The organism is Anaerococcus obesiensis, from assembly GCF_016599815.1.
Classification (GTDB): Bacteria; Bacillota; Clostridia; order Tissierellales; family Peptoniphilaceae; genus Anaerococcus; species Anaerococcus vaginalis.
The window spans coordinates 1,758,456-1,785,167 of sequence record NZ_CP067016.1; the positions used below are offsets into that span (position 1 = coordinate 1,758,456).

28 protein-coding genes, 1 tRNA gene, 1 pseudogene and 1 riboswitch are annotated in these 26,712 nt (G+C 27.5%); of the genes and pseudogenes, 6 read left to right on the plus strand and 24 right to left on the minus strand.

Annotated elements, in window-relative coordinates; all coding sequences use genetic code 11:
- From rpoD to pfkB, 4 genes are all read right to left on the minus strand, one after another.
- Positions 1-1,845 (minus strand): RNA polymerase sigma factor RpoD, encoded by a 1,845-nt coding sequence (gene rpoD, locus I6H46_RS08885; RefSeq protein WP_200225830.1) that lies wholly within the window; start codon positions 1,843-1,845, stop codon positions 1-3.
- A 26-nt stretch (positions 1,846-1,871) separates the two neighbouring features.
- Positions 1,872-3,545: a DNA primase gene (gene dnaG / locus I6H46_RS08890; protein WP_200225832.1), complete on the minus strand. Its 1,674-nt coding sequence runs from the start codon at positions 3,543-3,545 to the stop codon at positions 1,872-1,874.
- Positions 3,546-3,646: 101 nt separating this feature from the next.
- Entirely contained in the window at positions 3,647-5,020 is a 1,374-nt protein-coding gene (locus tag I6H46_RS08895) for an aldehyde dehydrogenase family protein (protein ID WP_019117551.1), read from the minus strand.
- Positions 5,021-5,128: 108 nt separating this feature from the next.
- Entirely contained in the window at positions 5,129-6,043 is a 915-nt protein-coding gene (pfkB, locus tag I6H46_RS08900) for a 1-phosphofructokinase (protein ID WP_200225834.1), read from the minus strand.
- 208 nt (positions 6,044-6,251) lie between these two features.
- Between pfkB and I6H46_RS08905 the strand changes: the two genes are divergently transcribed.
- Positions 6,252-6,593: a phage holin family protein gene (locus tag I6H46_RS08905; protein ID WP_004838965.1), complete on the plus strand. Its 342-nt coding sequence runs from the start codon at positions 6,252-6,254 to the stop codon at positions 6,591-6,593.
- A gap of 47 nt (positions 6,594-6,640) precedes the next feature.
- Here I6H46_RS08905 and I6H46_RS08910 read toward each other — a convergent pair whose 3' ends face one another.
- Positions 6,641-6,907: an acylphosphatase gene (locus I6H46_RS08910; protein ID WP_019117549.1), complete on the minus strand. Its 267-nt coding sequence runs from the start codon at positions 6,905-6,907 to the stop codon at positions 6,641-6,643.
- 115 nt (positions 6,908-7,022) lie between these two features.
- Between I6H46_RS08910 and I6H46_RS08915 the strand changes: the two genes are divergently transcribed.
- From I6H46_RS08915 to I6H46_RS08925, 3 genes are all read left to right on the plus strand, one after another.
- Positions 7,023-9,560, plus strand: coding sequence for a heavy metal translocating P-type ATPase (locus I6H46_RS08915; RefSeq protein ID WP_200225836.1), 2,538 nt, complete (start codon positions 7,023-7,025; stop codon positions 9,558-9,560).
- Positions 9,560-9,829 (plus strand): metal-sensing transcriptional repressor, encoded by a 270-nt coding sequence (locus tag I6H46_RS08920; protein ID WP_004838968.1) that lies wholly within the window; start codon positions 9,560-9,562, stop codon positions 9,827-9,829. The genes I6H46_RS08915 and I6H46_RS08920 overlap by 1 nt, the downstream gene beginning before the upstream one ends.
- Positions 9,830-9,925: 96 nt before the next feature.
- Positions 9,926-10,345 carry an Asp23/Gls24 family envelope stress response protein gene (locus I6H46_RS08925; RefSeq protein ID WP_019117548.1) on the plus strand — a complete coding sequence of 140 codons (420 nt, stop codon included), beginning with the start codon at positions 9,926-9,928 and terminating at the stop codon, positions 10,343-10,345.
- Between the two features lie 67 nt (positions 10,346-10,412).
- On the opposite strand, the gene I6H46_RS08930 is transcribed toward I6H46_RS08925, so the two are convergent.
- Positions 10,413-10,913, minus strand: coding sequence for a QueT transporter family protein (locus I6H46_RS08930; protein ID WP_019117547.1), 501 nt, complete (start codon positions 10,911-10,913; stop codon positions 10,413-10,415).
- 173 nt (positions 10,914-11,086) lie between these two features.
- Between I6H46_RS08930 and I6H46_RS08935 the strand changes: the two genes are divergently transcribed.
- Positions 11,087-11,162: transfer RNA gene (locus tag I6H46_RS08935), tRNA-Lys, on the plus strand.
- A gap of 176 nt (positions 11,163-11,338) precedes the next feature.
- Positions 11,339-12,073, plus strand: a complete 735-nt coding sequence (locus tag I6H46_RS08940) for an ECF transporter S component (RefSeq protein WP_019117546.1) — start codon at positions 11,339-11,341, stop codon at positions 12,071-12,073.
- Between the two features lie 78 nt (positions 12,074-12,151).
- Here the strand turns inward: I6H46_RS08940 and I6H46_RS08945 are convergent, their stop codons facing one another.
- The 18 genes and pseudogenes from I6H46_RS08945 to I6H46_RS09030 form a co-directional block, all read right to left on the minus strand.
- Positions 12,152-12,457 (minus strand): DUF4298 domain-containing protein, encoded by a 306-nt coding sequence (locus tag I6H46_RS08945; RefSeq protein ID WP_019117545.1) that lies wholly within the window; start codon positions 12,455-12,457, stop codon positions 12,152-12,154.
- A gap of 118 nt (positions 12,458-12,575) precedes the next feature.
- Complete coding sequence (locus tag I6H46_RS08950; RefSeq protein WP_019117544.1) at positions 12,576-13,514, minus strand: L-lactate dehydrogenase; 939 nt, start codon at positions 13,512-13,514, stop codon at positions 12,576-12,578.
- Positions 13,515-13,609: 95 nt separating this feature from the next.
- A complete protein-coding gene (locus I6H46_RS08955; protein WP_019117543.1) occupies positions 13,610-14,137 on the minus strand; it encodes an NUDIX hydrolase in 528 nt (175 codons plus the stop codon).
- A gap of 87 nt (positions 14,138-14,224) precedes the next feature.
- Positions 14,225-14,500, minus strand: coding sequence for a DUF1294 domain-containing protein (locus I6H46_RS08960; RefSeq protein WP_019117542.1), 276 nt, complete (start codon positions 14,498-14,500; stop codon positions 14,225-14,227).
- Positions 14,490-15,386: an alpha/beta fold hydrolase gene (locus I6H46_RS08965; protein WP_019117541.1), complete on the minus strand. Its 897-nt coding sequence runs from the start codon at positions 15,384-15,386 to the stop codon at positions 14,490-14,492. Before I6H46_RS08965 ends, I6H46_RS08960 begins: the two co-directional genes overlap by 11 nt.
- A gap of 52 nt (positions 15,387-15,438) precedes the next feature.
- Positions 15,439-16,629, minus strand: coding sequence for a cation:proton antiporter (locus I6H46_RS08970; RefSeq protein WP_200225838.1), 1,191 nt, complete (start codon positions 16,627-16,629; stop codon positions 15,439-15,441).
- Positions 16,630-16,676: 47 nt separating this feature from the next.
- Positions 16,677-16,749, minus strand: a riboswitch (Fluoride riboswitch).
- 23 nt (positions 16,750-16,772) lie between these two features.
- On the minus strand, positions 16,773-17,459 hold the full coding sequence (gene gloB / locus I6H46_RS08975) for a hydroxyacylglutathione hydrolase (RefSeq protein WP_019117540.1): 687 nt from the start codon (positions 17,457-17,459) through the stop codon (positions 16,773-16,775).
- Between the two features lie 260 nt (positions 17,460-17,719).
- Positions 17,720-18,619, minus strand: coding sequence for an L-serine ammonia-lyase, iron-sulfur-dependent, subunit alpha (gene sdaAA / locus I6H46_RS08980; protein WP_019117539.1), 900 nt, complete (start codon positions 18,617-18,619; stop codon positions 17,720-17,722).
- Complete coding sequence (sdaAB, locus tag I6H46_RS08985) at positions 18,619-19,284, minus strand: L-serine ammonia-lyase, iron-sulfur-dependent subunit beta (RefSeq protein ID WP_019117538.1); 666 nt, start codon at positions 19,282-19,284, stop codon at positions 18,619-18,621. The genes sdaAA and sdaAB overlap by 1 nt, the downstream gene beginning before the upstream one ends.
- 130 nt (positions 19,285-19,414) lie before the next feature.
- Complete coding sequence (locus tag I6H46_RS08990; protein ID WP_019117537.1) at positions 19,415-20,152, minus strand: YwaF family protein; 738 nt, start codon at positions 20,150-20,152, stop codon at positions 19,415-19,417.
- A gap of 148 nt (positions 20,153-20,300) precedes the next feature.
- Positions 20,301-21,335, minus strand: coding sequence for a serine hydrolase (locus tag I6H46_RS08995; RefSeq protein ID WP_019117536.1), 1,035 nt, complete (start codon positions 21,333-21,335; stop codon positions 20,301-20,303).
- Positions 21,336-21,491: 156 nt separating this feature from the next.
- Positions 21,492-22,187, minus strand: coding sequence for a LemA family protein (locus tag I6H46_RS09000; protein WP_019117535.1), 696 nt, complete (start codon positions 22,185-22,187; stop codon positions 21,492-21,494).
- 236 nt (positions 22,188-22,423) lie between these two features.
- The gene (locus I6H46_RS09005) at positions 22,424-22,588 is read right to left on the minus strand and encodes a hypothetical protein (protein ID WP_161600164.1); all 165 of its coding nucleotides are present in this window, start codon (positions 22,586-22,588) and stop codon (positions 22,424-22,426) included.
- Entirely contained in the window at positions 22,585-22,836 is a 252-nt protein-coding gene (locus I6H46_RS09010; RefSeq protein WP_200225840.1) for a hypothetical protein, read from the minus strand. Before I6H46_RS09010 ends, I6H46_RS09005 begins: the two co-directional genes overlap by 4 nt.
- A 384-nt stretch (positions 22,837-23,220) precedes the next feature.
- Complete coding sequence (gene rpsU / locus I6H46_RS09015; protein ID WP_200225842.1) at positions 23,221-23,424, minus strand: 30S ribosomal protein S21; 204 nt, start codon at positions 23,422-23,424, stop codon at positions 23,221-23,223.
- 39 nt (positions 23,425-23,463) lie between these two features.
- Entirely contained in the window at positions 23,464-23,805 is a 342-nt protein-coding gene (locus I6H46_RS09020; protein ID WP_019117533.1) for a histidine triad nucleotide-binding protein, read from the minus strand.
- Between the two features lie 65 nt (positions 23,806-23,870).
- Entirely contained in the window at positions 23,871-25,235 is a 1,365-nt protein-coding gene (gene brnQ / locus I6H46_RS09025; protein WP_200225844.1) for a branched-chain amino acid transport system II carrier protein, read from the minus strand.
- 199 nt (positions 25,236-25,434) lie between these two features.
- Positions 25,435-26,706, minus strand: a pseudogene (locus tag I6H46_RS09030) (ClC family H(+)/Cl(-) exchange transporter).
- Positions 26,707-26,712: the final 6 nt, after the last annotated feature.

The window sequence follows — 26,712 nt, forward strand, 5'->3', positions numbered from 1 at the left end:
CTATAAAAAGTCTTTCAATAATTCACTCTTATTAGGCGATTTTAATTTTCTTAACGCCTTTGCTTCTATTTGTCTAATTCTCTCGCGAGTTACATCAAATTCTTTTCCAACTTCTTCTAATGTTCTTGGAGTTCCATCTATAAGTCCAAATCTTAATTGTAAAACTCTTTTTTCTCTTGCTCCAAGACAAGATAAAACATCATTTAGTTGATCTCTTAGCATTGAATAGTTTGCTGCATCATCAGGATTTATGGCTGTATCATCTTCTATAAAATCTCCCAAATGGCTGTCTTCTTCTTCGCCGATTGGTGTTTCCAAACTAACAGGTTCTTGAGCAATTTTTCTTATCTCTTGAACTTTTTCAACTTCAATTCCCATTTGCTCAGCAATCTCTTCGTTTGATGGATCACGTCCTAAATCTTGAACTAATTGTCTTTGAATTCTAACTAATTTATTTATTGTTTCAACCATGTGAACAGGAATTCTAATTGTCCTAGCTTGGTCGGCAATAGCACGAGTTATAGCTTGTCTTATCCACCAAGTTGCATAAGTGGAAAATTTAAATCCTCTGTTGTAATCATACTTATCAACTGCTTTCATAAGTCCCATATTTCCTTCTTGAATCAAATCCAAAAAGCTCATTCCACGACCTACATATTTTTTTGCAATTGATACAACAAGCCTTAAATTTGTCTCTGCTAATTTTTGTTTTGCCCTATTTGCATCAAATATTGCCCTATTCAATCTTTTTACATCGTCTGCATCAAATCCTTGATCTTCAAAAATTTTCTTGCACAGATTTTTGGTTTTTGTAAATCTTTCCAAATCTTTTATACTTGATTCTGAAAGCGGCTTATATTCATAAACTTGCCTGGCTTTGTTTGAAAAATTTATTAAATCGTTAATTATCAGCCTATCATTGGTTTTTAAAATTTCATTTTCAGCTCCCTTTTTGTAAAGGTCTGAAAAAGCTAAATAAATTAGTGAAACTATATCGTCAGATTCTTTTGTTGCAACTAATTTTCCAAAATTATCAAATAAATCACACAAAATATTTGCTTCTTTTTCACTTAATTCTTTGTCAGCTATAGATTTTTGTGCAATATTGCAAATTAATATTTTAGATTTTATTGCTTCCAATTGTTCATCTGTTAATTCTTGATTTAACATATTTTCAAATTGATTTCCAATTTCAATCAATGACTCAAGATTTGTTTTTGTTTCATCATCAAATTCTTTATTTTCTAAAATCGATTGATTTGCACCAAGTATAGTTAATGAAAGGTCTCCATAAAATATGTCTAAAGCAAGTTTTACTTTATTTTGTTTGGTAAGTTTTTTGCCACTTTTACTCCTGAACGCAATATCTCCCAGCTCCATTTTTTTTGCCAAAAATATTTCTTCGTGAGCATCTAATAGCTTAACTTTTCCAATTTCTTTTAAATACATTTTTACAGGGTCATCCAACTTTATACCAGTGATAGCTTCATCTTGTATAAACTTTTTTTCTAACTTTTGCTTGTTAGAAGCTTTTTTCATGTGATCTTCAAGTTTTTCATCTGAAAAATCTTCATCGTCATCATTATCAAGATCTTCTCTGATTTCTTCGTCATCTTCATCTTCGTCCAAAACAGTTCTTTGTTCTTCAACAATCTCTATTCCATTGGATATAATTTGGCCTATAACATATTTTTTGCTTTCATCTTCCATTTCTTTAAAGGTCTCAAAAGTGTAAACTTGTTTGTAAGTTACAACTCCATCTTGAGATTCACTAATAGATTTAAATTCATCTATTATTTCCCTTAGAAGATCATCTTCTAGCATCTTTTCGTTATCACTAGTCATAAGTCTCCCCTCCAGCTTTGAAGTGATTAGTCTCTATTTCTTAACTTTTTTAAAAGTTTTTTTCTATTTTCTAAATTTATTTTTTCTATTAATTCATTTCCTACAATCTTATTGGACTTATCTTTGATGTAATCTATAATAAATTGGTAGTCATTTGAAAAATTTTCGCTTATTTTATCAAAACCATTTTTGTCAATATATTGTTTTATTTCAAGCAATTTTTCATCCACTATTACTTGATCAAAAAAATCTTTATTTTTATCATACTCATCTTTTTGATTAAGATATAATCTTAACGTTTCAAGCTCATTTGTGGAAACAGAATATTTTTTTCTTTCAATAATTGTGCTTTGATTGGTGTTAAAATTTTTAAAATCATTTTTATTATAAAAACTATCTTTATTTTGATTTTTGTAAGTCTTTTTGTAGTTATCATTATACTTTAAGACAGATTCTTTTAAAGTAGATTTATCTATATCAAAAAGTTTGCTTACATTATTTATAGAAATTTCTCTAGTAAGATCTGATTTTATTGAAGATAAAAATTCTATAAATAAATTTAATTTTTCAAATTTTTCATTGTCCTTACTCTCTGCATATAAGTCGAGAATTTTATTATACTTGTAATTGTAAACATCACTAGCCTCATCCATCTTTTTTATAAAAGCATCTCTGCCATATTTTTTTACAAAATCATCTGGGTCAAGACCTTTTTCAAGGCTAATTATATTTGGTTTTATTCCTTCATCTAATAAAATTTCGATTGCCCTATCTGTAGCTTTTATTCCAGCATTATCTTCGTCGTAGCAAATATAAACATTTTTTGCATATCTTTTTAAAAGTTTTGCCTGATCGCTTGTAAGTGATGTTCCAAGACTTGCCACAGCTTGGTCAATACCTTGATTATTTAAACCAATTACATCCATATATCCTTCAACCAAGATAATATCTTTATTAGATTGTTTTTTGAAAATATTTAAACCATAGAGGTTGTATCTTTTTTTGAAAACTTGGCTTTCTGGTGAATTTAAATATTTTGGCATAGTAGAATCAATACTTCTTCCACCAAATCCAATAACTTTTCCATAGTGATTTATAATTGGAAAAATCAATCTATTTCTGTACTTATCATAATATTTTCCATTTTGAGATTTTTTAATTAAACCCAAATTTTCAATATCATCCAAAAGATAATCTTTCTTTTTTACATAAGATAATAAATCATCCCAAGAATTTTTAGCAAAACCAAGCATAAAAGTATTTACAATATTTGACCTAAATCCTCTGTTTTTCAAATAAATTTGACAAGCCTTATCAGTCAACAAATTTTTGTAAAAATACATCATTATATCTTTATTAATATCGTAATATCTATTTAAAATTTTATTTTCTTTAGAAGATTTTGTATCATCAAGTTTTATACCAGCTTTTTTAGCCAAATATTTCATAGAATCAATGTAGGAAAGTCCTTCTTTGTGCATAATAAAAGAAACAACATCTCCACCTTCGCCACAACCGAAGCAATGAAATAATTGTTTCCTGTCATCAACTGTAAAGGATGGTGTCTTTTCGTTGTGAAAAGGACACAAACCCTTATAAGAGTTTCCAGATTTTTTTAAATCTACATAATCTCCAATAATTGCTACAATATCTGAATTTTCTAAAATTTCGTTTTTCTTTTCATCAGATATAAACACCATAAAACCACCTCTTGATATAAAAGCTATTATACTTTTGTAATTTTTTTATTCAATAAATTAAAATAAAATAAAAAATAAGAATCCTAGATAAATTAGGATTCTTATTTGAAAATTTTTTTAATTATTTTTTCTTGACCTTTTGAATATGGTGGATATTTTATTTTTATATCAATATTGTTCGACCTAATCATTATAGATTTTCTGTTTGAAAAATTCATAAAACCAAATTTCCCATGATAACCACCCATTCCACTTTCTCCAACTCCTCCAAATTCTAAATTAGGATTTGTCAAATGCATTATCGTATCATTTATACAAACTCCACCAGATGATAAATCATAAGTTAGTCTATCAATATGTTCTTTATCTTCACTAAAAATATACATTGAAAGAGGCTTATCCATAAATTTTAATTTTTCTATAATTTTAAAAATATCATTGTATTCTATTACTGGAAGAATTGGTCCAAAAATTTCTTCTTGCATAATTTTATTTGAAAAATCTACATTATCAATTATTGTAGGCTCAATTTTTAAAGTTTTTGAATTATACAAACCACCTGTGTAAATATTTTGACCTTCCATCAGATTAATGAGTCTTTCAAAAGAATTTTTGTCAATTATTCTTGGATAATCAGGATTTTCCAATGCTCTATCGCCATAAAATTCTAATATTGTTTGTTTCATCAATCTTAAAAGTTCTTTTTTAACATCTTTATGAACCAACAAATAATCTGGTGCTACACAAGTTTGTCCGCTGTTTAAAAGCTTTCCCCAAATAATTCTTTTTGCGGCAAATTTTAAATTTGCACTTTCATCAACTATGCAAGGAGATTTGCCACCAAGCTCAAGCGTAACTTTTGTCAAATTTTCACTTGCTTTTTTCATAATTATTTTTCCAACTTTTTGAGAGCCAGTAAAAAATATATGGTCGTATTTGTAAGATAAAAGTTCATCATGACTTACTTTTTCATTATCAACGCAATAAATAAACGCCCTATCAAAACTTTCATCCAATAATTTTTTTATTATTTTTGATGTATAAGAAGATTTTTTTGAAGTTTTTAAAATTACAGTATTACCACTTGAAATTGCATTTACAATTGGATTTATTGCAAGCAAAAACGGATAATTCCATGGAGAAATAACTAGAGTTACACCCAAAGGTTCATATCTTGTAAAAGATTTTGCAGGCATTGCCTCCATATTTGTAATCTCTCTTGTATCTTTCATCCAATTTGATAAATTTTTTAAAGAAAAATCAATTTCTGCATAGGCACTTGCAATTTCTGAAATATAAGATTCTGTGCTTGATTTATTTAAATCCATTTTTAAGGCATAAATAATTTCTTCCTTATACTTATCAATAGATTTTTTTAAAGTTATTAAAGCTTTTTTTCTAAAATCTTCTGTATTGGTTAAGCCAGTTTTAAAAAATATTTTTTGTTCATTTATAATTTTTTCTAATTCTTTCATATCTTACCTCGCTTATTTTACCTATACCCAATTTCAAACAATAAAAAAACACCAGCTTAAATTATTAGGCTAGTGAAAATTATTTTTTTGATTTTTAATCATATAGCTTTATTCCCATTCTTCAAGCTCAACTTTTTTAAAAATTTCATCTATAAGTTCTTTTTCAGCAATATCAGGACTAAAGGCTGTTGCACTTCCACAAGCTATTGCAAGTTTATATGAATCAAGTTTTGAAAGTCCTTTCATATAACCGAAAATATATCCTGCAACCATGCTATCCCCACTTCCTACAGAATTAATTAATTTTCCTTCAATAGGTTTTGCTTTATAAACTATATTACTATCAATAAACATTGATCCATCTTTTCCAAGTGAAACAATTACATTTTCAGCTCCTTGGTCAATTAATTTTCTAGCATATTTTACAATTTTTTCATCACTATCAATTTCATCATCAAAAATTTCAGAAAGCTCATCCTTATTTGGCTTTACCAAAAATGGTTTATAAGATGAGAGTTTATATAATTTTTTACCAGAAGTATCTAGAGCAAATCTTACATTATCCATTTCAAGTAAATTTACAATAACCCTATAAAAATCATCTCTCAAAGATTTCGGAATTGAACCAGATATTATTACAAAATCATCTTCTTGCAATTGGTCTAAATAATTTAAAAATTCTTCAATTTCTTCTTCTTTAATTTGAGGACCTTGGGCATTAATTTCAGTTTCTGTTTCATATTTTAATTTCACATTTATTCTAGAATCATCTTCTATCCTTGTAAAATCTTCCGCGATTCCCAAATCATTTAATTTTTTTCTAATAAAATCTCCTGTAAACCCTCCAAGAAAACCAATATTTACAGATTTTTCTCCAAGATTTTTCAAAAGTTTTGAAACCATTATTCCCTTTCCGCCAGGATATTTTTCTTCACTATTACTTCTTAAAGTTTCTCCGTCCAAAAATTCATCTATTCTTAGAACATAATCAATTGATGGGTTTAAGGTAAGTGTGTAAATCATTTCTCCTCCTCAATAATTTCATTTACTTTTTTATTTATTTTAGAAAATAAATATTTTTAATTTAATATCAACTCTTATCCAAAAAAATGAGTCAAGATTATTATAGTACATTTCACATAGAAATGGAGCTTTTTACTTTAAATATTGATTTTTTCATTTCAACTTGTACAGTTAATATACAAAAATCATTTGAATCGAGGTGAAAATAATGACATTTTTAATTCAATGGATTGCAAACGCAATTAGTCTTTATCTTCTTGATATTTTATTTGATGGAATAACTTTTACAGAAAATAAGGCAATAATAATTACAGCTTTAATATTGATGTTTGTAAATGCAATTATAAAACCAATTTTAAAATTATTATCTCTACCATTAACAATTGTAACTTTTGGTTTATTTTCTTTTATAGTAAACGCAATTGTTTTACAAATTACATTTAATCTTGCAAGTGGTGCAAGCATAAATTCATTTGGAACTGCTTTAATTGCATCAATAATTCTTGCAATAATAAATCCTGCAATAAGCAATTTTTTCGACAAAAAATAAGACTCTTGTATTTTTTACAAGAGCCTTTTTTGGTTACAATTTAATTTTTATGACAATTTAAATTTTTCCTCATCATTTATTAATTCTTTTTCTTTAATTTCTATATCATCAATTCTTATAAATCTATCCTTAGCCAATTTTTCCAAAAATAAATCTATTTTTTCTCTATCTCCTTGAATATTTAATTCAACATCTCCATCATATAAATTATTTACATCTCCAGTTAAGCCAAGTTCATTTGCAAGCAAATAAGATTTATATCTAAAGCCAACTCCTTGTACTCTCCCTTTAAAAATCATATTATATCTTTTCATTTTTTACTCCTTATTTATTTTCTACCCATCAAAATTAAAAAATATTTCTTTACAAAAATTATTATAAGCATATAATAAAAATAACACCCCCACACGGTGTTAGTTAGGAGGTAAAATGAAAGAACGCTTTGATGTTAGTGGAATGACTTGTGCATCTTGTCAGGCAAATGTTCAAAAAGCTGTCGAAAAACTCGGCGTTGATTTTGTAAATGTAAATCTTATTTCGGAAACCATGACTGTTTCTTATGATGATGGAAAAATTTCTGAAAATGATATTATAAAAGCTGTTGAAAAAATTGGCTATGGAGCAAAGCCAAAAAATAAAAAAAATTTAAAAGAAAATAATAAAACTTTTGATGAAGAAAAAATTGTCAAAAACAGATTAATTATTTCTTTTATATTTTTGATTCCACTTATGTATGTTTCTATGGGACACATGATAAATCTTCCACTTCCTCATTTTTTAATGGGAGCGCGTGGCAGTGTAAACTTTGCTTTTTTGCAATTTTTATTAACCTTGCCAATAGTTTTTGTAAATAGAATTTTTTATATTTCCGGTTTTAAAGCTCTTTTTAACAAAGCATCTAATATGGATACTTTAGTAGGACTTGGATCTTTTGCCGCATTGATTTATGGAATATTTGCCATAATGAGAATGGCTTATGGTCTTGGCTTTGAAAAATTTGAAATTGTAGAAAATTATAGGCATAACCTATATTTTGAATCATCAGCAATGATTTTGACTTTGATTACTTTGGGAAAATATTTCGAAAAAAAATCTAAAGGTCAAACAAAAAAATCTTTGGAATCTTTGATGGATCTTGCTCCAAAAAAAGCTAGAATTTTAAAAGATAAAAATGAAGTAGAAATCTTGGTTGAAGATTTGAAAAAAGGAGATTTGATTTTAGTTAGACCAGGAGAGGCAATTCCTGTTGATGGAATTGTAAAAGAAGGTTCATCTCTTGTTGATGAATCTGCAATAACCGGCGAATCAATTCCTGTAAATAAAAATATTGGAGATGAAGTTATTTCTGCAACTTTAAATAAACAAGGCTCTTTTATATTTGAAGCTACAAAAGTTGGAGAAGATACTACGCTTTCAAAAATAATTGAACTTGTAAATCAGGCAAATGAAACAAAAGCACCGATAGCAAAACTTGCCGATAAAATTTCTGCAATTTTTGTACCAACTGTAATGATAATTTCTTTATTTACTTTTGTAATTTGGATGATTTTAGGATATGGATTCGAATTTTCTTTAAATTTTGCAATTTCTGTTTTAGTAATTTCTTGTCCATGCGCCTTGGGACTTGCAACTCCAATGGCAATTATGGTTGCTACAGGAAAAAGTGCCCAATTTGGACTCTTATTTAAAAATGCAGAAAGCTTAGAAAATCTTCACAAAGTTGATACAATTTTACTAGATAAAACTGGAACCATAACTGAAGGAAAACCACAAGTTACTGATATAATTTCAGAAATTGATGAAAATGAATTTATAAAAATTGCAAGCTCAATCGAAAATAATAGCGAGCATCCCCTATCACACGCCATAAGCGAATATGCAAAAGCTAAAAATATTCAAGCAAAAAATATAGAAGACTTTGAGGCGATTTCTGGTAAAGGAATAAAAGCAAAATATGAAAACAAAATTTATTATGGTGGAAATATTTCCTTGATGAAAGAAAAAAATATAGATTTAAAATCCTATGAGAAAAAAGCTGATAAATTTTCAAATGAAGGAAAAACTTCTATGTATTTTGCTGATGAAAAAAATGTAATCGGAATAATAGCCGTTCAAGATAAACCAAAAAATTTATCAAAAATTGCAATTGATGAAATGAAAAAAATGGGCTATGAAGTTAGGATGATTACAGGCGATAATGAAAAAACTGCTGAGGCAATAAAAAACGCCTTAAATATTGACGAAAAATACGCAGAAGTTTTACCCCAAGACAAGGAAAAAGAAATTAAAAATTTGCAAAAACTAGGAAAAAAAGTTTTGATGGTTGGAGATGGAATTAATGATGCGCCAGCACTTGCAAGGAGCGATGTGTCAATGGCAATAGGAAATGGAACAGATGTAGCCATAGAATCTGCCGATATTATTTTAATTAACAATAATATTTTGGATATTGTATCAGCATTAAAACTTTCAAAATCAACCATAAAAATTATTAAAGAAAATCTTTTTTGGGCATTTTTCTATAATATAATTGGAATCCCACTTGCAGCAGGTCTTCTCTATCCTGCTTTTGGATTAAAACTTTCCCCAATGTTTGGAGCCTTTGCCATGAGTTTTTCATCAATATTTGTTTGTTTAAACTCACTAAGACTTAGAAAATTTAAAGCAAATTTTGAAAACGAAGAAAAAATAAAAGAAGAAATTCAAAAAGAAAAAAATAAAAATATAAAGGAGAAAAAAATGAACGAATTAAACAAAATGATAGTAAAAGTAAATCAAATGAGCTGTAACCACTGTAAAAATCGTGTAGAAGAAATTCTTAAAAATATTTCTGGAATCGAAAATGCCGAAGTTAATTTAGATGAAAAATTAGCAGAAGTCGATTACTTTGGAGCAATTGATGAAAACGAAATAAAAGAAAAAATAAATGATGCTGGATATGAATTTGTCGGCATAGAGTATAAATAATGCAAGCTGACAAAGATAAAACCCTAAGAAAATTAAAAACAGTCAGAGGGCAGTTAGACGGACTTATAAAAATGGTTGAAGATGACAGATATTGTATAGATATTTCAAATCAAATAATGGCATCAATTTCAATTTTGAAAAATATAAATTCCGATGTCCTCTCTTCCCATCTTGAACATTGCGTCTACAAGGCACTTGATAAAAATAATGAAGATGGAATAGAAAAAATCGAAGAAATTGAAAAAATAATAAAAAAATTATCCAAATAATTTAAAATCTTTGTTAAAAATTGTTTATTTCGAAAAACTTCGGGTAACAATATAAGGTAAACAAGTTAATAAGTTGAAATTTAAAAGGAGAAAATTATGGATAGAATTGAAAACAAAGAAATTCAAGCAGAATACGCAAACGAAGTAAGTGAATATACAATTAACGACAATGTAATAGCAAAAATCGCAAAAAAAGTTTTAACAAAAACAGACGGAATTTTAGAATTGAAAAAAAATGTTTTTTCATCAATAGCTGATAACTTTACAGACGGAGAAAATACATCAGGAATTTCAATCGACGTTGACGATGCAAAAAATGCTGTAGTTCACACAAAAATAATTCTTGAATACGGCAAAAAAGCTCAAGAAGTATTCGCATCATTAGATAGAAATATCAAAAAAGAAGTTTATAGCCTAACAGGAATAAACGTACAAGCAGTTAAAGCAGAAATAGTTGATGTTTTAACAAAAGAAGAATACGAAGAAAAAAATTCAAAAGATAAAGAAGAAAAATAATTAAAAATATTTAAGGGACTGTTGTAGAATTATGATTATTTATAATTTTTACAACAGTCCCTTTTTCTTAGAAATTTTTAATCATATTCATAAAAGCAGAATTATTTTCTAAAATTTTAAAAATAAAAATGCCAATTATAGATACAACAATAAATTCACTCATCATAAATTGTCCAAGCATAATAATGAAAGCAGTTGATGAATCTAACAAAATATAAGTTCCAATAGCTGGAATAACCATAGATAAAACTGGAAACAAAGATGCTATGAACAAATTTTTTTGTCTAATTATCATCATAAAAGCCAAAAAAGATGCGAAAGTTCCAAAAATCACATCAAACACAGCAATATCAGACGCAAAATTAGCCAAAAAACATCCCAATAAAAGTCCCGGAATGAATCTTTTGTTATAAAAAACCAAAAGAACTAAAATTTCACTAAAACGTAATTGGATAGGTCCGTACGCAAGAGATGGGAACATTAAAGTGATTATTGCATACAAAGCCGCGATCGCAGCTGACTTAACTAAAAAATTTGTATCCTTAAAATTATATCCTTGACTAGACATAAATACCTCCTTGATTTTTTTCGGATGGGTCCCAAGTAAACATCCACTACACATTATAGCATATACAAACTTAATAATGAAATAAATAAAAAGATTTATAATTTCACTATTAAAAATTTCCCCTTGTTGACAAAAAATTTATAAAATGGTATTATTAATAAGTCAGCAAGTTAGTGCCATTAGCTCAGTTGGTAGAGCACCTGACTCTTAATCAGGGTGTCCAGGGTTCGAATCCCTGATGGCGCACCAAATTTAACGCAGATTTTTATCTGCGTTTTTTTATTTTTAATTTTTTTATTTCATTTCTTATTGTTTCAAAAATTATTTTTGCAAACTTCTTAGTTAATTTTTAGACATTTTAATTTTTTGGTATATAATAATTGTATAATGAACGACATCCGAAAGGAGTTGTATCAGGAGGTAATATGAATAATAAAGAAAAAACTCGTAAAATGGTAACTGTTGCTATGCTTGGAGCAATCACTATGGTTTTAGGATTCACTCCGATGGGATACATTCCCCTAGGTCTAATTAATATTACGACCATGCACATACCAGTTATTATAGCTGCAATTTTAGAAGGACCAATCGTTGGTTGTCTTGTGGGATTTATTTTTGGTCTATCTTCGATAGCAAATGCTATGCTTAGACCTGGTCCAATTTCATTTGTTTTTTATAATCCAATAATTTCAGTTTTGCCAAGAATTTTAATAGGAATTTTTGCAGGACTAACTTTTAAAGGATTAAAAGACAAAAATAATGAAAAAATTAGAAAAATTTCTTTGATTTTGTGGACAATTCTTACAGGATTTTTAATTTATTTGGTTTTTTATAATTTAACTCATCAAGCAAAAATATATCAAATTGTAATTTCTATAGTAATAACTATAATTGCTATTTGTATGCTTTATTTAACTTATAAAAATAAAAATTCAAATCTTTCTGTAGCTATTGCATCTTTTGTTGGAACAATGACTAATACTCTTTTTGTTATGGGCTTTATTTATTTGTTTTATGCAGAAAAATATGTAACAGCCTTGGGTATTTCTGTTGAGGCTGCAAGGAATACAATTTTTGGCGCAATAATTACAAACGGACTTCCAGAAGCTATTATGTCAATAGTTTTGGTTTCTGCGATTGTAAAAGCTGTTAGAAGATAATAAAATTAAATCCCCTAGCTTTTATATTTTTCTTATTGGCTTTGCCAGTAAAAATTTTAAAAAGCTGAGGGATTTTTTTTAATTATTTTTTATTATTTCTGTTGCAAGCTCAAGCATATCAACTGCCAAATAATAATTATCTCCTAATAGATCATAAACCAAATCTTCTGAAAAAATTCCTTGGCTAATTTCCGGATCAATTTTTCCTTGATTTGATTCTTCTAAGTCTTTCATATATTCTTCTGACGAATAATAATCGGATAATTTTTTATAATCTTTTTGGCTGTTCTTAAATTTTTCAAGTGCCTTTCTAAAATCTTCTACTTCTTTGGTGTTTTTGTTTAGAATTTCTTCCATTTCTTTTATTTTATTTATATCTGCCATTTTCTACCTTCCTTATAATAAATTATTCCTTATATTATTACCCTATTTGAATTTTTTAATATAAAAAGGACTGTTGCAAAGTTATAATTATCTATAATTTTACAACAGCTCCTAATTATTATATATTTGATTTATTTATTATTTCTTTTAATGTTTTTGCACTTTCTTTCATTCTTTCATCTTCTGTATCAGTAAGTGGAACTTCAAGAACCCATTTTACTCCATTTTTTCCGATAACTGATGGAGCTCCAATAAAAATATCTTCTAAACCATATTCCCCATCAAGATATGATGAAGTAGAAAATACAGAATTTTGATCATTTATAATTGCTTCAACAAGTCTAGCAAGTGCCATACCTATTCCGTAAAAAGTTGCGCCTTTTTTATCAATTATTTCATAAGCTGCATTTTTTACTTTTTCAAAAGTATCTAATAATTCTTTTTCGTCAGTTTCGCTGTGGCTTTTAACCCATTCATACAAAGGCATACCGCCTACATTTGTGTGTGACCAAACTGCAAATTCGCTATCTCCATGTTCTCCCATTATAAAAGCTTCAACGCTTCTTGGATCAATTCCTATTAAATTTGCAATTTCTTTTTTAAATCTTGAAGAATCAAGAGTAGTTCCTGTGCCTATAACTTTATTTGCTGGAAATTTTGAATATTTCCAAGTTGCATAAGTCAAAATGTCAACTGGATTTGATGCAACTAAAAATATTCCATCAAAACCACTATCTACAATTTGTCCAATCATATCTTTAAAAATTTTAAGATTTTTTTCTATTAAATCAAGTCTAGATTCTCCAGATTTTTGTGGAATTCCAGCAGTAATAACTACTACTTCTGCATCTTTACAATCGCTATAATCTGCCTTGTAAATGTGTTTTGGATTTGTAAAAGAAAGCACATCGGAAAGATCCATGGCATCTCCTTCTGCTTTTTTTTCATTTATATCTATAATTCCCAATTCTCTTCCAATACCAAGAATTGTAGAGGCATAAGCAAAAGAACTTCCTACAGCTCCATCGCCAACTAAAATTATTTTACTGTCTTTCATTATTCCTCCCTAAAAATTTTATTCCTAGCTTTTTACTAGGATTTATAAAATTATTATACACCTTTGCGAGGAAAATGATAATAATTCTTAATCATTTAATCATTAACAAATAAATTCGAATTATTTCTTAAATAAAATAGCAAACTAATATAATCTTTTTGATAAGGAACAAATTCTTTTTCGTCAATAATTTTAATTAGCTCATTTAAACTTACAAATTTTGCATCAGAAACTTCTTCTTTTTGCAATTTTAATTTATTTAAATCTATATTTTTATTACTTATTATAAAGACATCATCAATTCTAAATCCAGTATTTACCGAAATATTTGGATAAGATTTTGAAAAATCATATTTTATTCCAAGCTCTTCAAATAATTCTCTAGATGCAGCTAGTTGTGAACTTTCTCCGCTTGATACAGCTCCAGAGACTGTCAAGTCCCATAAATTTGGCCAAGATTTTTTTATTTTACTTCTTTTTTGAATCAAAAGTCTTCCCTTTCTATCAAAAATTAAAACATGGATGATAAGTCGATAAAGACCTCTTGGCACAATATCTCTTCTTTCTATAATTTCTCCAGTTTTATTTCTAAAATTATCGTACAAATCTACATACTCTTTCATCAATCTCTCCTTTATACATTAATTTATTCTTACCCTATTTGACAATTTAAAAGCGACAAATAATTGCCGCATTTAAATAATTTTATTTTAAATTCTATTAAATAAATAAAATCCAAGAAAAATATGTAATCCTATAAAAATTGGAATGCCTATCATAAATTTTTTGTGACGAGTTTTATGATGAATTAATTTCATGGTAATATACATAAAAAACGCTCCTCCCATAAAGGCAAATAGCAAAAGAATATTTTCCCTTATTCTATTCCTTTTAAATTTTTTTGAAGCAATTTTATCATAAATCACAAGAAAAATCGAAATTAAGGAAACAAATATAAAATAAATTATTAAATATTTAATTTTCATTTTTAATCAAATCTTCAAAAATTTCTACAAATTTTTCTTTTTCATCTACAAATACAGCATGACCAGAATTTTCAAATTTTATAAAATTAACCTTGTTTGGAAAATATTCAATACTTTCTAAAACATCGTCAATTGGTATAACCATATCTTTGTTTCCATGAATCCATGTGACTTTTTTATTTATTTTTTCAATCAAGCCACTTCCTTTTTCCTTGGTGTTATTGTAGGTTACCATAGCAAGGAGCGATTCCAAAAAACACCTTTGTTTTAGAAAATCTTCAGCCATTTTCCTTAAATCATCAGGATTTGGATCGTTGACATTATAAATTGTTTGCCTAAATAAATCTTCAAAAAAATCAATATCCTTATCTTTTATTCCATTTAAAATAGGAACCGTAAAAGAATGATCGTGTTTAATGTTAAAATTTTTCAAAAAATTAGGAAGTTTTAATTTTTTATCGTCATCATTTATATCTTTATCTTTTGGCATAACAAAACCCTTAACTCCAACAGAAGCTATCAAAATTAATTGCTTTATTTTTTCAGGAAACATTCCTGCAAAATCCATGGCAACAAGTCCTCCCAAAGACCAGCCTACAAGAGAAAAACTATCTATATCCAAAGAATCAGCAAAATATTTCAAATCCTCTGCCCACTCTCTCATTTCCTTATGCTTATTTTCATAAGAGCTTTCCCCGTATCCAATTAAATCTGGAGCAAATACTTCAATGTTTTCATCAAGACCTTCCAATAAATCTTCAAAAAATTGGGAAGATGATTGAAAACCGTGAATCAAAATAACTTTATTTTCTCCACAGCCCACATGCCTATAAGCCATGGTCTCGCCATTATCCAATTTTATTTTTTTAAATTCAATTTCACTCATTTTTTCCTCTGTTTTTATATAATATACTGATATTTTATCAAAAATATGTCTTTCAATCTAATAATTTTTGGTTAAAATTATCAATAAATATCGCACCTATAGGAGCTGTAATTAAAATTCCCAAAACTGCCATCGATAAAATTATTTCTCCACTAGAAAGTCCATTTGCAAGTGGAACTGCTCCAATGGCTGCTTGAACGGTTGCCTTTGGCATATAAGAAAAAACTGTAAATAATTTTTCTTTTTTATTTAAATTTGAAGTCGAAATTGAAAGCAAAGTTCCCAAAGACCTAATAATAAGCGCCAAAAAAATCATAACAATTGAAATAAATCCAAGTTTTCTTATATAAAAAATATTAACTTCAGCTCCAACCAAAACAAATAATAAAACTTCCGCAAAAATCCATAATTTTCCAAATTTTTCTGAAAGTCTTAAAGAAACTTCATAATTCGCTTTAATTTTGAAAACACAACTCATAGCTATAACTGCCAAAAGAGATGAAAAAGCAATTTTATCTTTTAATATATTTTCCATTGCAACTAACAAAAATGAAATAGCAAGAATTACTATAAGCTTAGTAGAATTTCTTATCATATCGCCTTTTTTATAAAAAAATTCAAAAACGATATATAAAATATAGCCAATAATAGCTCCTACAATAATTCCCAAAATTATAGAAATTGGAACATTTACCAAAGAAACCAAACTTACATCTTCTCCCTTTGCCATTGACAAAAATGATGAAAACAAAACAAGAACAAATATATCATCACAAGATGCACCAGCAAGAATCATTTGTGGGATTGATTTTTCAACTCCCTTTTTTTCCTCAATTAATTTTACCATTCTTGGCACAACAACAGCTGGCGAAACTGCTGCAAGAACCGAACCCATTAAGAGTGCATCAACACTTCTTATTTTGAAAAATATTCTTGCAAAAATAAAATAGGCTAATATTTCAAAACTTGCAGGCAAAAATGACAATAAAATTGCAGATTTTCCTATTCTTTTTAAATCAGAAATATCCAAAGAAAGACCAGCTTTAATTAAAATTACAATCAAAGCAATTTGCCTAAGCTCTGATGAAATATTCAAAGTCTTTGAATCAATTAAATTTAAAACATTAGGTCCTAAAATAATTCCAGTAAAAAGCATACCAATTAGAGCAGGTATTTTTAATTTTTTACAAAAAAATCCAAATATTAATCCAAAAATAATAATTAGACCAAAAGAAACTAACATAAATCCTCCTTTTTGGGACAAAAAAACTGATGAAATCTGTCCCCAAATAAGTAACAGAAGTCATCAGCAAAATGCGGTTTTAGAAATAATCTAAGGGAGAACTTCATTCCCTTTTAGTATTATAAATTTTTTGAAAAAATATGTCAATTTTTAATTTTTATAAATTCCTTGAACTCTTCTAAATTTTTTGCCATAAAAAATGGATTGATTAAAAATTCTTTTTCAACACTTGTTGGTAGGCTAGGAAGAGATCTTGAAAGTTTTTCTTTGGCCTCACTTATTGCATCGTCCATAATTTTATCTTTAATAATTCTTTTTGATGATTCTATGCAATCAATAGTGTATTCATGAGCTGGATAAATTAAAATATTTTTATCCAATTGTTTAATTTTTTGAACGGAATCAAAAGAACTTTGATAATCTCCAGTAAAAACTCTTCCACAACCCGAAGAAAATATAGTATCTCCACAAAATAAATTTCCATTTACCAAATAAGAAATATGTTCTTCAGTATGGCCATTAGTTTTTAAAACTATAAATTTATATCCAAAAATTTCAAACTCATCTTCATCTTTTAAAGTAATATCATTTAAATTTTTCGTTTCAGCTGGCCCATAAACTCTTACATCTTTAAATTTTTCCTTTAATTTTTTTACTCCACCAACATGATCCATGTGCTTGTGAGTTAATAATACTGCGCACAAATTTTTATCTTTCAAATAATCAAAACAAGGATTTGCCTCGCCAGGATCAATTAAAATTACCTCATTTTCTTTTTCTATTGTCCAAATATAATTATCTTCAAAAGCTCTAATAAAATTTATTTTCATAAAAACTCCTCTCAAAAAATTTATACCCAAAAATCAAAATAAAAAAAGTAGGCAAAAGCCTACTAGATCATATACAAAGTCAGTTTAGTAATTCATTATTAATTCAAAAATAAAATTAAGCTAAAACCCATCTCGACTAAGTGAGTGAAGCGAACGCACGGAGAGATCTCATGAGATTTCTCCGCTCACTACGTTCGGTCGAAATGGGAATTTCCTTAGTTTATCAACAGTCTGAGTAAGTAAAAGCCTACTAATTTAATTTATTTATTTTCTTTTGTAGAGTCATTTCCAAGTGCGAAAAATTTCTTTCTAATTTTTCTTCCTGTTTCTGTTCCTGCTATTCCACCTATTCCTGTTTCTCTTAAAGCTTCTGGTAAAGTAGATCCAACTTCTCCAGCTGCTTTACAAACTTCATCAAATGGAACTATGCTTGTGATTCCTGCCATTGCCATATCAGCAGAAATAAATGCGTTTACAACTCCAGATGCATTTCTAAAAGTACAAGGATATTCTACAAGCCCTGCAATTGGATCACAAACAAGACCTAACACATGCAAAAATGCAAAACTTGCTGCGTGAAAACAAACTTCTGGGCTTTGATCGTAAAGAAAACATGCTGCAGCTGCTCCCATAGCTGCTCCTGATCCTGTTTCTGCTTGGCAACCGCCTTCAGCTCCTGCAAAAGATCCATAATATCCAATTATTTTTCCAATTCCAATAGCTGTTAGCATGGCATCAACCATTTTTTCATCAGAAAATCCTTCACGTTTTTTAAGAGAATATAAAATTGCTGGCAAAATTCCAGAAGATCCTGCAGTAGGACTTGCAACAATTTCTCCCATAGCTGCACTAATTTCTAGAGTTGAAAATGCCATTGCCATTGCCTCTGTGACAAAATTTCCTGTAATGGATTTTCCTTCTTTTGAATAAGCGTTCATTTTTTTTGCAAATCCATCAATCATACCCATTGCAGTTTTTGTTTCATGATTTAAATTTCCTGTTGCAGATTCTTCCATAACCTTAAACATTTGTTTCAAATTAAATAAAATATCATCTTTATTGATTTGCGATGATTTTAATTCTTCTTCAAGAACTAAATCTTTGATGTGGACTCCTCTACTTTCACATTCTTCTATAACTTCAGATGCTTTTCTAAACATTATCTAACCCCTTCTATATAATTTGCGTAATCATATCTCTTATTATTTATAATCTCGTCAATAATTTCTACTTCTAATTTTTCATTTAATTCAACTATTAATGTTACTTCATCGTCAGCTTTTACTGTTTTCATACTTTCAATATTGTAATCATTAGTTGCTAAAAGCTTACTTACTTCATAAATTACGCCTTTTTGTTCTTTGTATCTTAAAATAATTGTTGGGAATTTTCCATTATAGGAAATTGACACATCATTAATTTCAATTATTTCTATATTTCCACCACCAATTGATGAGCCAGTAACTGATGATTTTGTTCCATCTGGATAATAAAAAACAATTTTTGCAGTATTTGGATGAACCGGTCCCAAATCATCTTTTATAAAATGATATTCAAGACCTTCATCGTCGGCAATTTTAAATGAATCTCTTAATCTTTTGTCATTTGGTCTAAAACCTAAAACTCCTGCAAGAAGTGCCTTGTCAGTTCCATGTCCCTTATAAGTTTGAGCAAATGATCCATGAAGATGAAAATCTACCCTAGTAAAACCGTCTTTTACAATTGATATAGCAACTTGTCCAATTCTTGCAGCTCCTGCAGTATGAGAAGACGAAGGTCCTATCATAATTGGTCCAATTATATCAAAAACTCCATACTCTTTCATAATACCTCCATTTAATTATAAAAACCTTTGCATTATATTACAAAAACTTACATCTAATATTATATTACACTTTTTGATAAAAAAATAAAAGCCAATTGATATTATTTTGCTAAAATTTTGCAAAATAATATCAATTGGCTTCGATTAGTTTTAATTTTTTAAAAATATAAAAATTTAAATAGATAGAAAAATTATATAAAATTGCAGCCAATAAAAAATAAATTATTGATGGTAGTTTATTTAATAAATTTGTAAAAACTGGACTATAAGAAAGATAAGCATAATTTAAATTAAATTTCAAATTTATTATTTCAGTTATTAGCAAAAATACATTTACAAATATAAATAAAAATTTCAAATTTTCTTTTTTTATTTTAATTTTGTCGACTATTAGGAAAAATAGCGAAACCCAAAATACTAAAAAATGTGTCAAAAAGAAATTTACATACATAATATGAGGCCATGAATATGGCATTAAATCTGGAAAAATTAAGCCAATTATTCCACCTATTAGTCCCCAAAAAATTGTAAGAATTTTTAAATTATTTGAATTAAATATAAGTGCAAAAAATCCACTATAAATACTTATCCTACAAGTGTATAAGGGCAAGGCTTCATTTATTGTATCTTTTCTTACAAAACAAATAAAATATAAAAAACTTATCTGCTGAAATGCCAGCAAAAAAATAAAAATAAATCTTACATATTTATATATTTTTTTATTTTCCCTGATTTTTCTTCTGTATTTATATAATAAAATTGCTACAATTACCATAAAGGCAAATAAAATTAAATGCAAAAAACTATATGAATCAAAGACAAAACCATCTTCTTTTCTTCTAAAAAATTCATCCATAAAATTATTCATTACTACTCCTAAATTTTCTAGCTACTAGCATATAATAATTTTTATTTTTAGTCTATTGATTTTTATCAATTAATAAAATAAATTTTAAATTTCTCAATAAAAAAAGCCAAAAGATTTTTTCTTTTGGCTAATTTTTATATTAAATTTTTTAATTATCCTTATCAAATGCTATAAATGCATTAGAAATTCGTCTTCCTAAATTATGCATTGATTCAAATTGTGGACTACCCCCATGACTTACTGGCTCATCAAAATCACTCAAAAATGAAATTGCAAAAACACTATCGCCAACATCTATTATAGCAATATCATTTTCTATTCCACCATCTGGATATTCTCCAGACTTATTTAGTCCCTTAGCTTTTTTTGGCAAATCTGCCAACAATTTTATTTTTGATGTTGTAGTATTTTCAGACATTGCTTTCATTGCTATGTCGCAATGCTCACGGCTAATAATTTCTCCATCATAAATTACAATCAATGCCTTATTAAGGTCTTTTGCATTTACAAGATTGGCTTTGCCTCTTCCATGCATTTTTGTATATAAGGCACATCTATTTTTTCCAGTTACTTTATTTATCATTCTCCCTACATTTAAACGTGCAGTCTTCATATCATTATCGCCAATTTTATCTATTAGCCTATCTGTAGCTTCATTGTTGGAATCTCTTAACATTAAATAAATATCATCTTCCACATCTTTTTCATCCAAAATTCCTTCTTCAACTTGTCTATAAGTTTCAAGTGCGATAAAAATTTTAATAGTTGATGCCGCAACTTGTGCCTCATTTTCGTCAGAAGATTTTTTCTCAATAGATATATTAGATTTTCCACTAATTGTATCAACTGCTACTTGCCAATCGCCCTTTAAATCTTCAGTTTCTTCATCAATTATTTTTTCAATTTTTGTATAAAGATAATCATCAGTCACTCTTTTATTTTTATATTCATTAGAATCATCTTTATCCTTTTCATCAGCAAAAGTATCATTTGAATCATATAATTTTTCTATATCATTTAAATACCTATCAGATTTAAATCCAACCATACTATTTTTTGCAGGATGTGGTTTAATTTTTTCTGGTTTTTTGTCTGACTTAGATAATTTAATAATAAAAATTAAAACAAAAAGAATTATAATAGCCAAGGCAAAACTAGGAATATTTTTCTTATTTTTTCTCATAGTTCCCCCAATAAATATGTACTTCTAATTTTATGCTAGCCCATTTGCAAATTAGTGTCAAATTTTTAGCGTCTTTTTATATAATTTGTAATTTTAAAATAAAAAATTCTCCTATCAAATATAGAAGAATTAATTATTGCCTATTAAATTATAAAATTAAATTCCTAGCATTTCATCTGTTATTTGAACTTCTTCACGATAAAATTCTTTATCTGTAAATTTTAATGGTTTACGCAATAAAACCAAAGGAAATTGATGAATTAAGCTATTGTAAGATTCAATGCACCTATTTAGTTCAATTTTGCTATTAGATAAATAATTTTCGCTATTAATAATTTCATCTAATAAAGTTTTTACATTTTGATTGTTGCTAAGTTCTGGAAAATCATTAATAAAATTTCCAAACTCTTGTGAACTTGTTACAAGCACATCTTCATCGCTATAAGTTTTCAAACGATCTTTAGTATTTTTTTCGTGACGTTCTTCTTTTTTTGTATAACTTGCTTTTGCAATATCAATATAAGATTCTTTTTCGTTTTTTTGATGTTTATCTATCAAACGATTTGCCTTATCAATTAAATCACGATTTCTAATTTTTATAGATTCAAGACTGCTTGTATTACTATAAATTCTTTGCTCCAAAGACTTAGCAGCATTATACTGATAAATGAAATTTGCAATAAGAGCACACGCAAATCCAAAAGTCACACTTGCACCACTAAAAGGCTCTACTGTCATCTCAGCATCTTCTGGAGTAATTGTCATAGAAAAAATCATAAGCCAAACAATAGTTAATAAAAATCCTAATCCAACGAACACACATACAGATTTAAATACACTTTTTGATTTCATAATATCTCCTCAAATTTTTATACTATAAATATACAAAAAATACTTATTATAGTCAATAAAATTATGTATAAATGTAAAAACTAAATCAAAGAAAAAATTCAAAATAAAACAAGATTTTGAAATGAGAGTAATTATTTCAAAATCTTGTTTTTAAAAATCGAACAAAAAATAATTTTTAAAATTACTTTTCATTTTACATTTTAATAAGCTATTCATCTAAGGAGAAATCATAATTTTCATTTAATTTCTTGCTTATTTTTTTTAGGAACTTGTATAGCCATAAAAATTGAACCAGCAAAAAGAAGTACGCTTGCAATAATCATAAGATACAAACCCGTTGTGGCAAATTCCATGTATTGTTCAAATGATTGATATTGAAAAATAGCTATAGCTAAATTCAAAACAGAAAATACAATAGTAAGAATTTTTTCTTCAATAAACATGAAAGAATTGCCAAAAGTGATAGACCAATCAAGATAATTCCAGAGCCAAAGCTATCATCAGGTTTTAATAAATTTATTTCTTGACCCAAAAATTCTGCCGCAGGAATTACAGTAGAAATACAAACAAGAACGCCAAATACAATTACTAAAATTTGGCTAGCATAAATTTTTTCATAATTTTCTCCTTTTATAATTTTATTTTTCAAATAAATGTACCAAGATAAAAAGCAATACTCATAAAACAATTTTCCCCTTAGATTTTCAGATTAATACACGAAAATTTATAAAATACTTACCAATAAAACTTTTAAAAATTTAAAATAAATTCTAATGAAAAATTTTAGATACAAAAAGCGCCTTCTGCAAAAATCGCAAAAAGGCACTCTAAAAAATATCCTCAAAATTTCGGATAAAATAATTTACTTTAAATTTTCTTATTTTACATAAATTCGCCATGAGCATAATTAACCTCTCAAAAAGCATTAATTTTTTAATATTATAGCACTTTAATTGACAAAACACAATATAAAAATAAAATTTTTTTTATAAAATCATTTTTATTTTTCCACTTTATAAATCCATATTAGTTTTTAATTCCAAAAATTATTGGAAATAAAAAAGACCCAAGTGGGTCTTAAATTACTATTTTCTTCTTTTTTTCTCTTTAGGCTTGGCTTTTCGTAGTGTTCTCTTTTTCTATATTCTGTTAGAACACCGGATCTTGCGCATTGTCTTTTGAATCTTTTAATTGCACTATCTATTGATTCGTTTTCTCCAACTTTGATCTCTGTCATCTCTATCCCCCCTCTCGTATCACACAAATAAGTTTGAAATCAACCTGGTGGCCATTGTAAGGATCTTTGTGCTAAAACATGAAAGTGCATGTGTTTAACACTTTGTCCTCCATCTTCTCCTGTATTGTTGACTATTCTGTAGCCATCTTCTGCTACATTTAGATCTTCTGTTATTTTTTTTATAACCATAAAGATATGAGAAATTATATCCTTATCTTCTTCATCTAATTTAGCCAAACTTTCTATGTGTTTTTTTGGTATAACAAGAAAATGGATAGGTGCTTGTGGATCTAGATCATTAAATGCAATTACTTTTTGATCTTCATAGATTATATCTGATGGTATTTCTCCGTCAGCAATCTTACAAAATACACAGTCCATACTTCACCCCCATTGATAAATATAATATCATATTTTAATAAAAAGGTAAAATTTTTTTATAATTTTTACAAATTTATTTCTTTTATCTTTTCTTTTTTTATAATACTTATTAATAATCCTAAAATAATTCCAAATATTGCTGGAATCAACCAGCCAAATCCTAATTCAAAAGCTGGTAGATAATTTTTTGCAAAATCTACAATTCTACTTATAGAATCCGTACTTGAAATATTTTTTTGCAAAGCTTTAAGCAAATCAAAAATTGAAAATATAGCTGTAAAGAAAATAGTTAAAGAAAATATTCTCTTGTTTTTGCCAATTATTGGATATGCCAATGATAAAAATATTAAAACTATTGCAAGCGGATACAAATACATCAAAACTGGTATTGACAAGCTAATTATTTTTTGAAGTCCCAAATTTGCTATCAAAAATGATATTAAGGTAAAAACTACAGCATAAGCTTTGTATGAAAGTGTATTTGGATACATTTGTATAAAAATTTCAGAGCAGGCAATGATTAGTCCAATAGCTGTTTTTAAACAAGCTACTATTACTATTGCAGCTAATAAGATCTTGCCGAAATTTCCCAAATAATAAAATGAAATATTAGATAAAATTCTTCCACCGTTATTGCCTAATTTCATTATATTTACAGAAGATGATGACATAAAAGATAAAGAAATATAAACTGTGCTCATAGCAATCAAACAAATTACTCCACTTTTTAAAGTTTCTTTAGCAATTTGATTTGAATCTTTTACTCCAAGTTTTCTAATACTTGAAATAATTATTATTGCAAAAGCAAGGCTTGCAAGAGCATCCATTGTATTATATCCATCAAGAATTCCTGTAAATAATGGATTTTTTTGGTAAATTTTAGTAGGTTGATTTTTTGCCAAATCTCCCATTGGTTTAATGATTGCAAAAATAACCAAAACTGACAATAAAATCAAAAAAGTTGGTGTCAAAATTTTTCCTATATTATCCATAACTTTGCCAGGTTTTAATGCAAAAGCTAAGACAGCAAGAAAAAATATTAATGAAAAAATAAATAAAAATAATTTTATTTTATCTTCAGAAATATTTGGAGCAATTCCAACTTCAAAAGCTACAGTTGATGTTCTTGGAATTGCAAAAAATGGTCCAATCGTCAAATACAAAGCTGTTGTAAAAAAATATGCAAATTTATCATTTACAGTCTTTCCCATTTCAAACAAACTATCATTTTTTGAGATAGCACTTGCTACAACTCCCAAAATTGGAAGTCCAACTCCACTAATTATAAATCCCAAAACAACTTTATAAAGATTAGTTCCAGAATTTTGTCCAAGCTCAATTGGAAAAATTAAATTTCCAGCTCCAAAATACAAGCCAAACAACAAAGAACCAACTAATAAAGTTTGATTAAAACTAAGTTTTCTTTTCATATAATTCCCCTATCTTTTCAAAATTAATATTTATATAAATATTCCTAATTTTATACAAAATATTACTTAGATGAATTATAACACAAGAAAAAAAATTATAAAAGCAAATCTACATATTTCTAGCAAATTTTCCAAAAAAATTTTAAAAATCAAAAATAAAAAAGAGCTATCAAAAAGCTCTTTTAAATCTTACAAATATTTATGATTTATTTTTTATCATAATCTCAAGAAGAGATTCATATATTGGTTCATTATTGAAATTTTCTGTTAGTAAATAAGCCACAAGACTTACAATTATAATTGGCAAGAAAAAATCAATCCTTCCTCCTGTCATTTCAATTATTAAAAACATTCCTGTCAGAGGAGCTCTAACAATTGATGCAAAATGAGCAGCCATTGCAAGCATTGAAAAAATTATAATTTCATTTTCGCCAACTAAATTAAATTCAAATAAAATACAGCCATAAAAATTTCCAATTAATGAACCCATAGCAAGCAAAGGAAAAAATATTCCGCCTGGAATTCCAGAGCAAAAAGCAATTAACAAGAGCAATAATTTCATAAAATAAAAATATATTAAAGTTGAAATTTCATAATTATCTCCTTGGGCAAGAGAAATAAAATTTTCTCCACTTCCCAATAATCTACTATCAAAAAGTAAAAAAATACTTGTGATAAAAAATGGAATTATAGATTTTATACTTTGAGAAATAGGCAATATTTTATATAATTTTTTTCCAAACAAAATCCCCTTATTAAATAAAATTGAAGAAAACCCAACTAAAATTCCTCAAAAAATCAAATAAATCCAAAATCTCATAGATAAATTTAAATGATTTTTAATTTTTATTACAGGATCATTTCCTATAATCAAACTTGTTACAATGCTTGATGAAATAATTGTTGATGTTATGTAAATAAAATTAATTCGAGAAGTTTTTTTCATAAGTTCTTCAAGGGCAAAAGCAATGGCAGAAATTGGTGCTGTAAAAGCACTCGTAATTCCAGAAGCAGATGAACCAATAATCATTATTTTTTTATCATCGTCATCTAATTTGAAAATATTTGCCATAACTTCACCAAGAGAGCCTCCTATTTGTACAGAAGGTCCTTCCCTTCCCAAAGTCAAACCAGAACCAATAGCAAGCAAGCCTCCAATAATTTTATTAATCAAACAAGACAAGGCACTATAATCCAATTTATCATTCAATTTACCAGAAATTTGAGGAATTCCACTCCCACCAATCATAGGCTCCTTGTTTACACAAATCGAAACCAAAAAACCAATAAATATAAATGCAAAAACAAAAATTATAGCATTTAATAAATTTTTTTGACCAAAAATTATTAAATTAGAAATTACAAACATAACTTTTGGAATTAAAAGTCTAAATAAACTTACTACAAGGCCTGCACATAAACCAATTATAATTGAAATCAACAATAATTTATAAGAAATACATTTTTTCATTCTAAC

Excerpts from the sequence above, each read along its gene's own strand:
- rpoD (WP_200225830.1), bottom strand. The coding sequence starts at position 1,845 with ATGACTAGTGATAACGAAAAGATGCTAGAAGATGATCTTCTAAGGGAA.
- dnaG (WP_200225832.1), bottom strand. The coding sequence starts at position 3,545 with ATGGTGTTTATATCTGATGAAAAGAAAAACGAAATTTTAGAAAATTCA.
- I6H46_RS08895 (WP_019117551.1), bottom strand. The coding sequence starts at position 5,020 with ATGAAAGAATTAGAAAAAATTATAAATGAACAAAAAATATTTTTTAAA.
- pfkB (WP_200225834.1), bottom strand. The coding sequence starts at position 6,043 with ATGATTTACACACTTACCTTAAACCCATCAATTGATTATGTTCTAAGA.
- I6H46_RS08905 (WP_004838965.1), top strand. The coding sequence starts at position 6,252 with ATGACATTTTTAATTCAATGGATTGCAAACGCAATTAGTCTTTATCTT.
- I6H46_RS08910 (WP_019117549.1), bottom strand. The coding sequence starts at position 6,907 with ATGAAAAGATATAATATGATTTTTAAAGGGAGAGTACAAGGAGTTGGC.
- I6H46_RS08915 (WP_200225836.1), top strand. The coding sequence starts at position 7,023 with ATGAAAGAACGCTTTGATGTTAGTGGAATGACTTGTGCATCTTGTCAG.
- I6H46_RS08920 (WP_004838968.1), top strand. The coding sequence starts at position 9,560 with ATGCAAGCTGACAAAGATAAAACCCTAAGAAAATTAAAAACAGTCAGA.
- I6H46_RS08925 (WP_019117548.1), top strand. The coding sequence starts at position 9,926 with ATGGATAGAATTGAAAACAAAGAAATTCAAGCAGAATACGCAAACGAA.
- I6H46_RS08930 (WP_019117547.1), bottom strand. The coding sequence starts at position 10,913 with ATGTCTAGTCAAGGATATAATTTTAAGGATACAAATTTTTTAGTTAAG.
- I6H46_RS08940 (WP_019117546.1), top strand. The coding sequence starts at position 11,339 with ATGAATAATAAAGAAAAAACTCGTAAAATGGTAACTGTTGCTATGCTT.
- I6H46_RS08945 (WP_019117545.1), bottom strand. The coding sequence starts at position 12,457 with ATGGCAGATATAAATAAAATAAAAGAAATGGAAGAAATTCTAAACAAA.
- I6H46_RS08950 (WP_019117544.1), bottom strand. The coding sequence starts at position 13,514 with ATGAAAGACAGTAAAATAATTTTAGTTGGCGATGGAGCTGTAGGAAGT.
- I6H46_RS08955 (WP_019117543.1), bottom strand. The coding sequence starts at position 14,137 with ATGAAAGAGTATGTAGATTTGTACGATAATTTTAGAAATAAAACTGGA.
- I6H46_RS08960 (WP_019117542.1), bottom strand. The coding sequence starts at position 14,500 with ATGAAAATTAAATATTTAATAATTTATTTTATATTTGTTTCCTTAATT.
- I6H46_RS08965 (WP_019117541.1), bottom strand. The coding sequence starts at position 15,386 with ATGAGTGAAATTGAATTTAAAAAAATAAAATTGGATAATGGCGAGACC.
- I6H46_RS08970 (WP_200225838.1), bottom strand. The coding sequence starts at position 16,629 with ATGTTAGTTTCTTTTGGTCTAATTATTATTTTTGGATTAATATTTGGA.
- gloB (WP_019117540.1), bottom strand. The coding sequence starts at position 17,459 with ATGAAAATAAATTTTATTAGAGCTTTTGAAGATAATTATATTTGGACA.
- sdaAA (WP_019117539.1), bottom strand. The coding sequence starts at position 18,619 with ATGTTTAGAAAAGCATCTGAAGTTATAGAAGAATGTGAAAGTAGAGGA.
- sdaAB (WP_019117538.1), bottom strand. The coding sequence starts at position 19,284 with ATGAAAGAGTATGGAGTTTTTGATATAATTGGACCAATTATGATAGGA.
- I6H46_RS08990 (WP_019117537.1), bottom strand. The coding sequence starts at position 20,152 with ATGAATAATTTTATGGATGAATTTTTTAGAAGAAAAGAAGATGGTTTT.
- I6H46_RS08995 (WP_019117536.1), bottom strand. The coding sequence starts at position 21,335 with ATGAGAAAAAATAAGAAAAATATTCCTAGTTTTGCCTTGGCTATTATA.
- I6H46_RS09000 (WP_019117535.1), bottom strand. The coding sequence starts at position 22,187 with ATGAAATCAAAAAGTGTATTTAAATCTGTATGTGTGTTCGTTGGATTA.
- rpsU (WP_200225842.1), bottom strand. The coding sequence starts at position 23,424 with ATGACAGAGATCAAAGTTGGAGAAAACGAATCAATAGATAGTGCAATT.
- I6H46_RS09020 (WP_019117533.1), bottom strand. The coding sequence starts at position 23,805 with ATGGACTGTGTATTTTGTAAGATTGCTGACGGAGAAATACCATCAGAT.
- brnQ (WP_200225844.1), bottom strand. The coding sequence starts at position 25,235 with ATGAAAAGAAAACTTAGTTTTAATCAAACTTTATTAGTTGGTTCTTTG.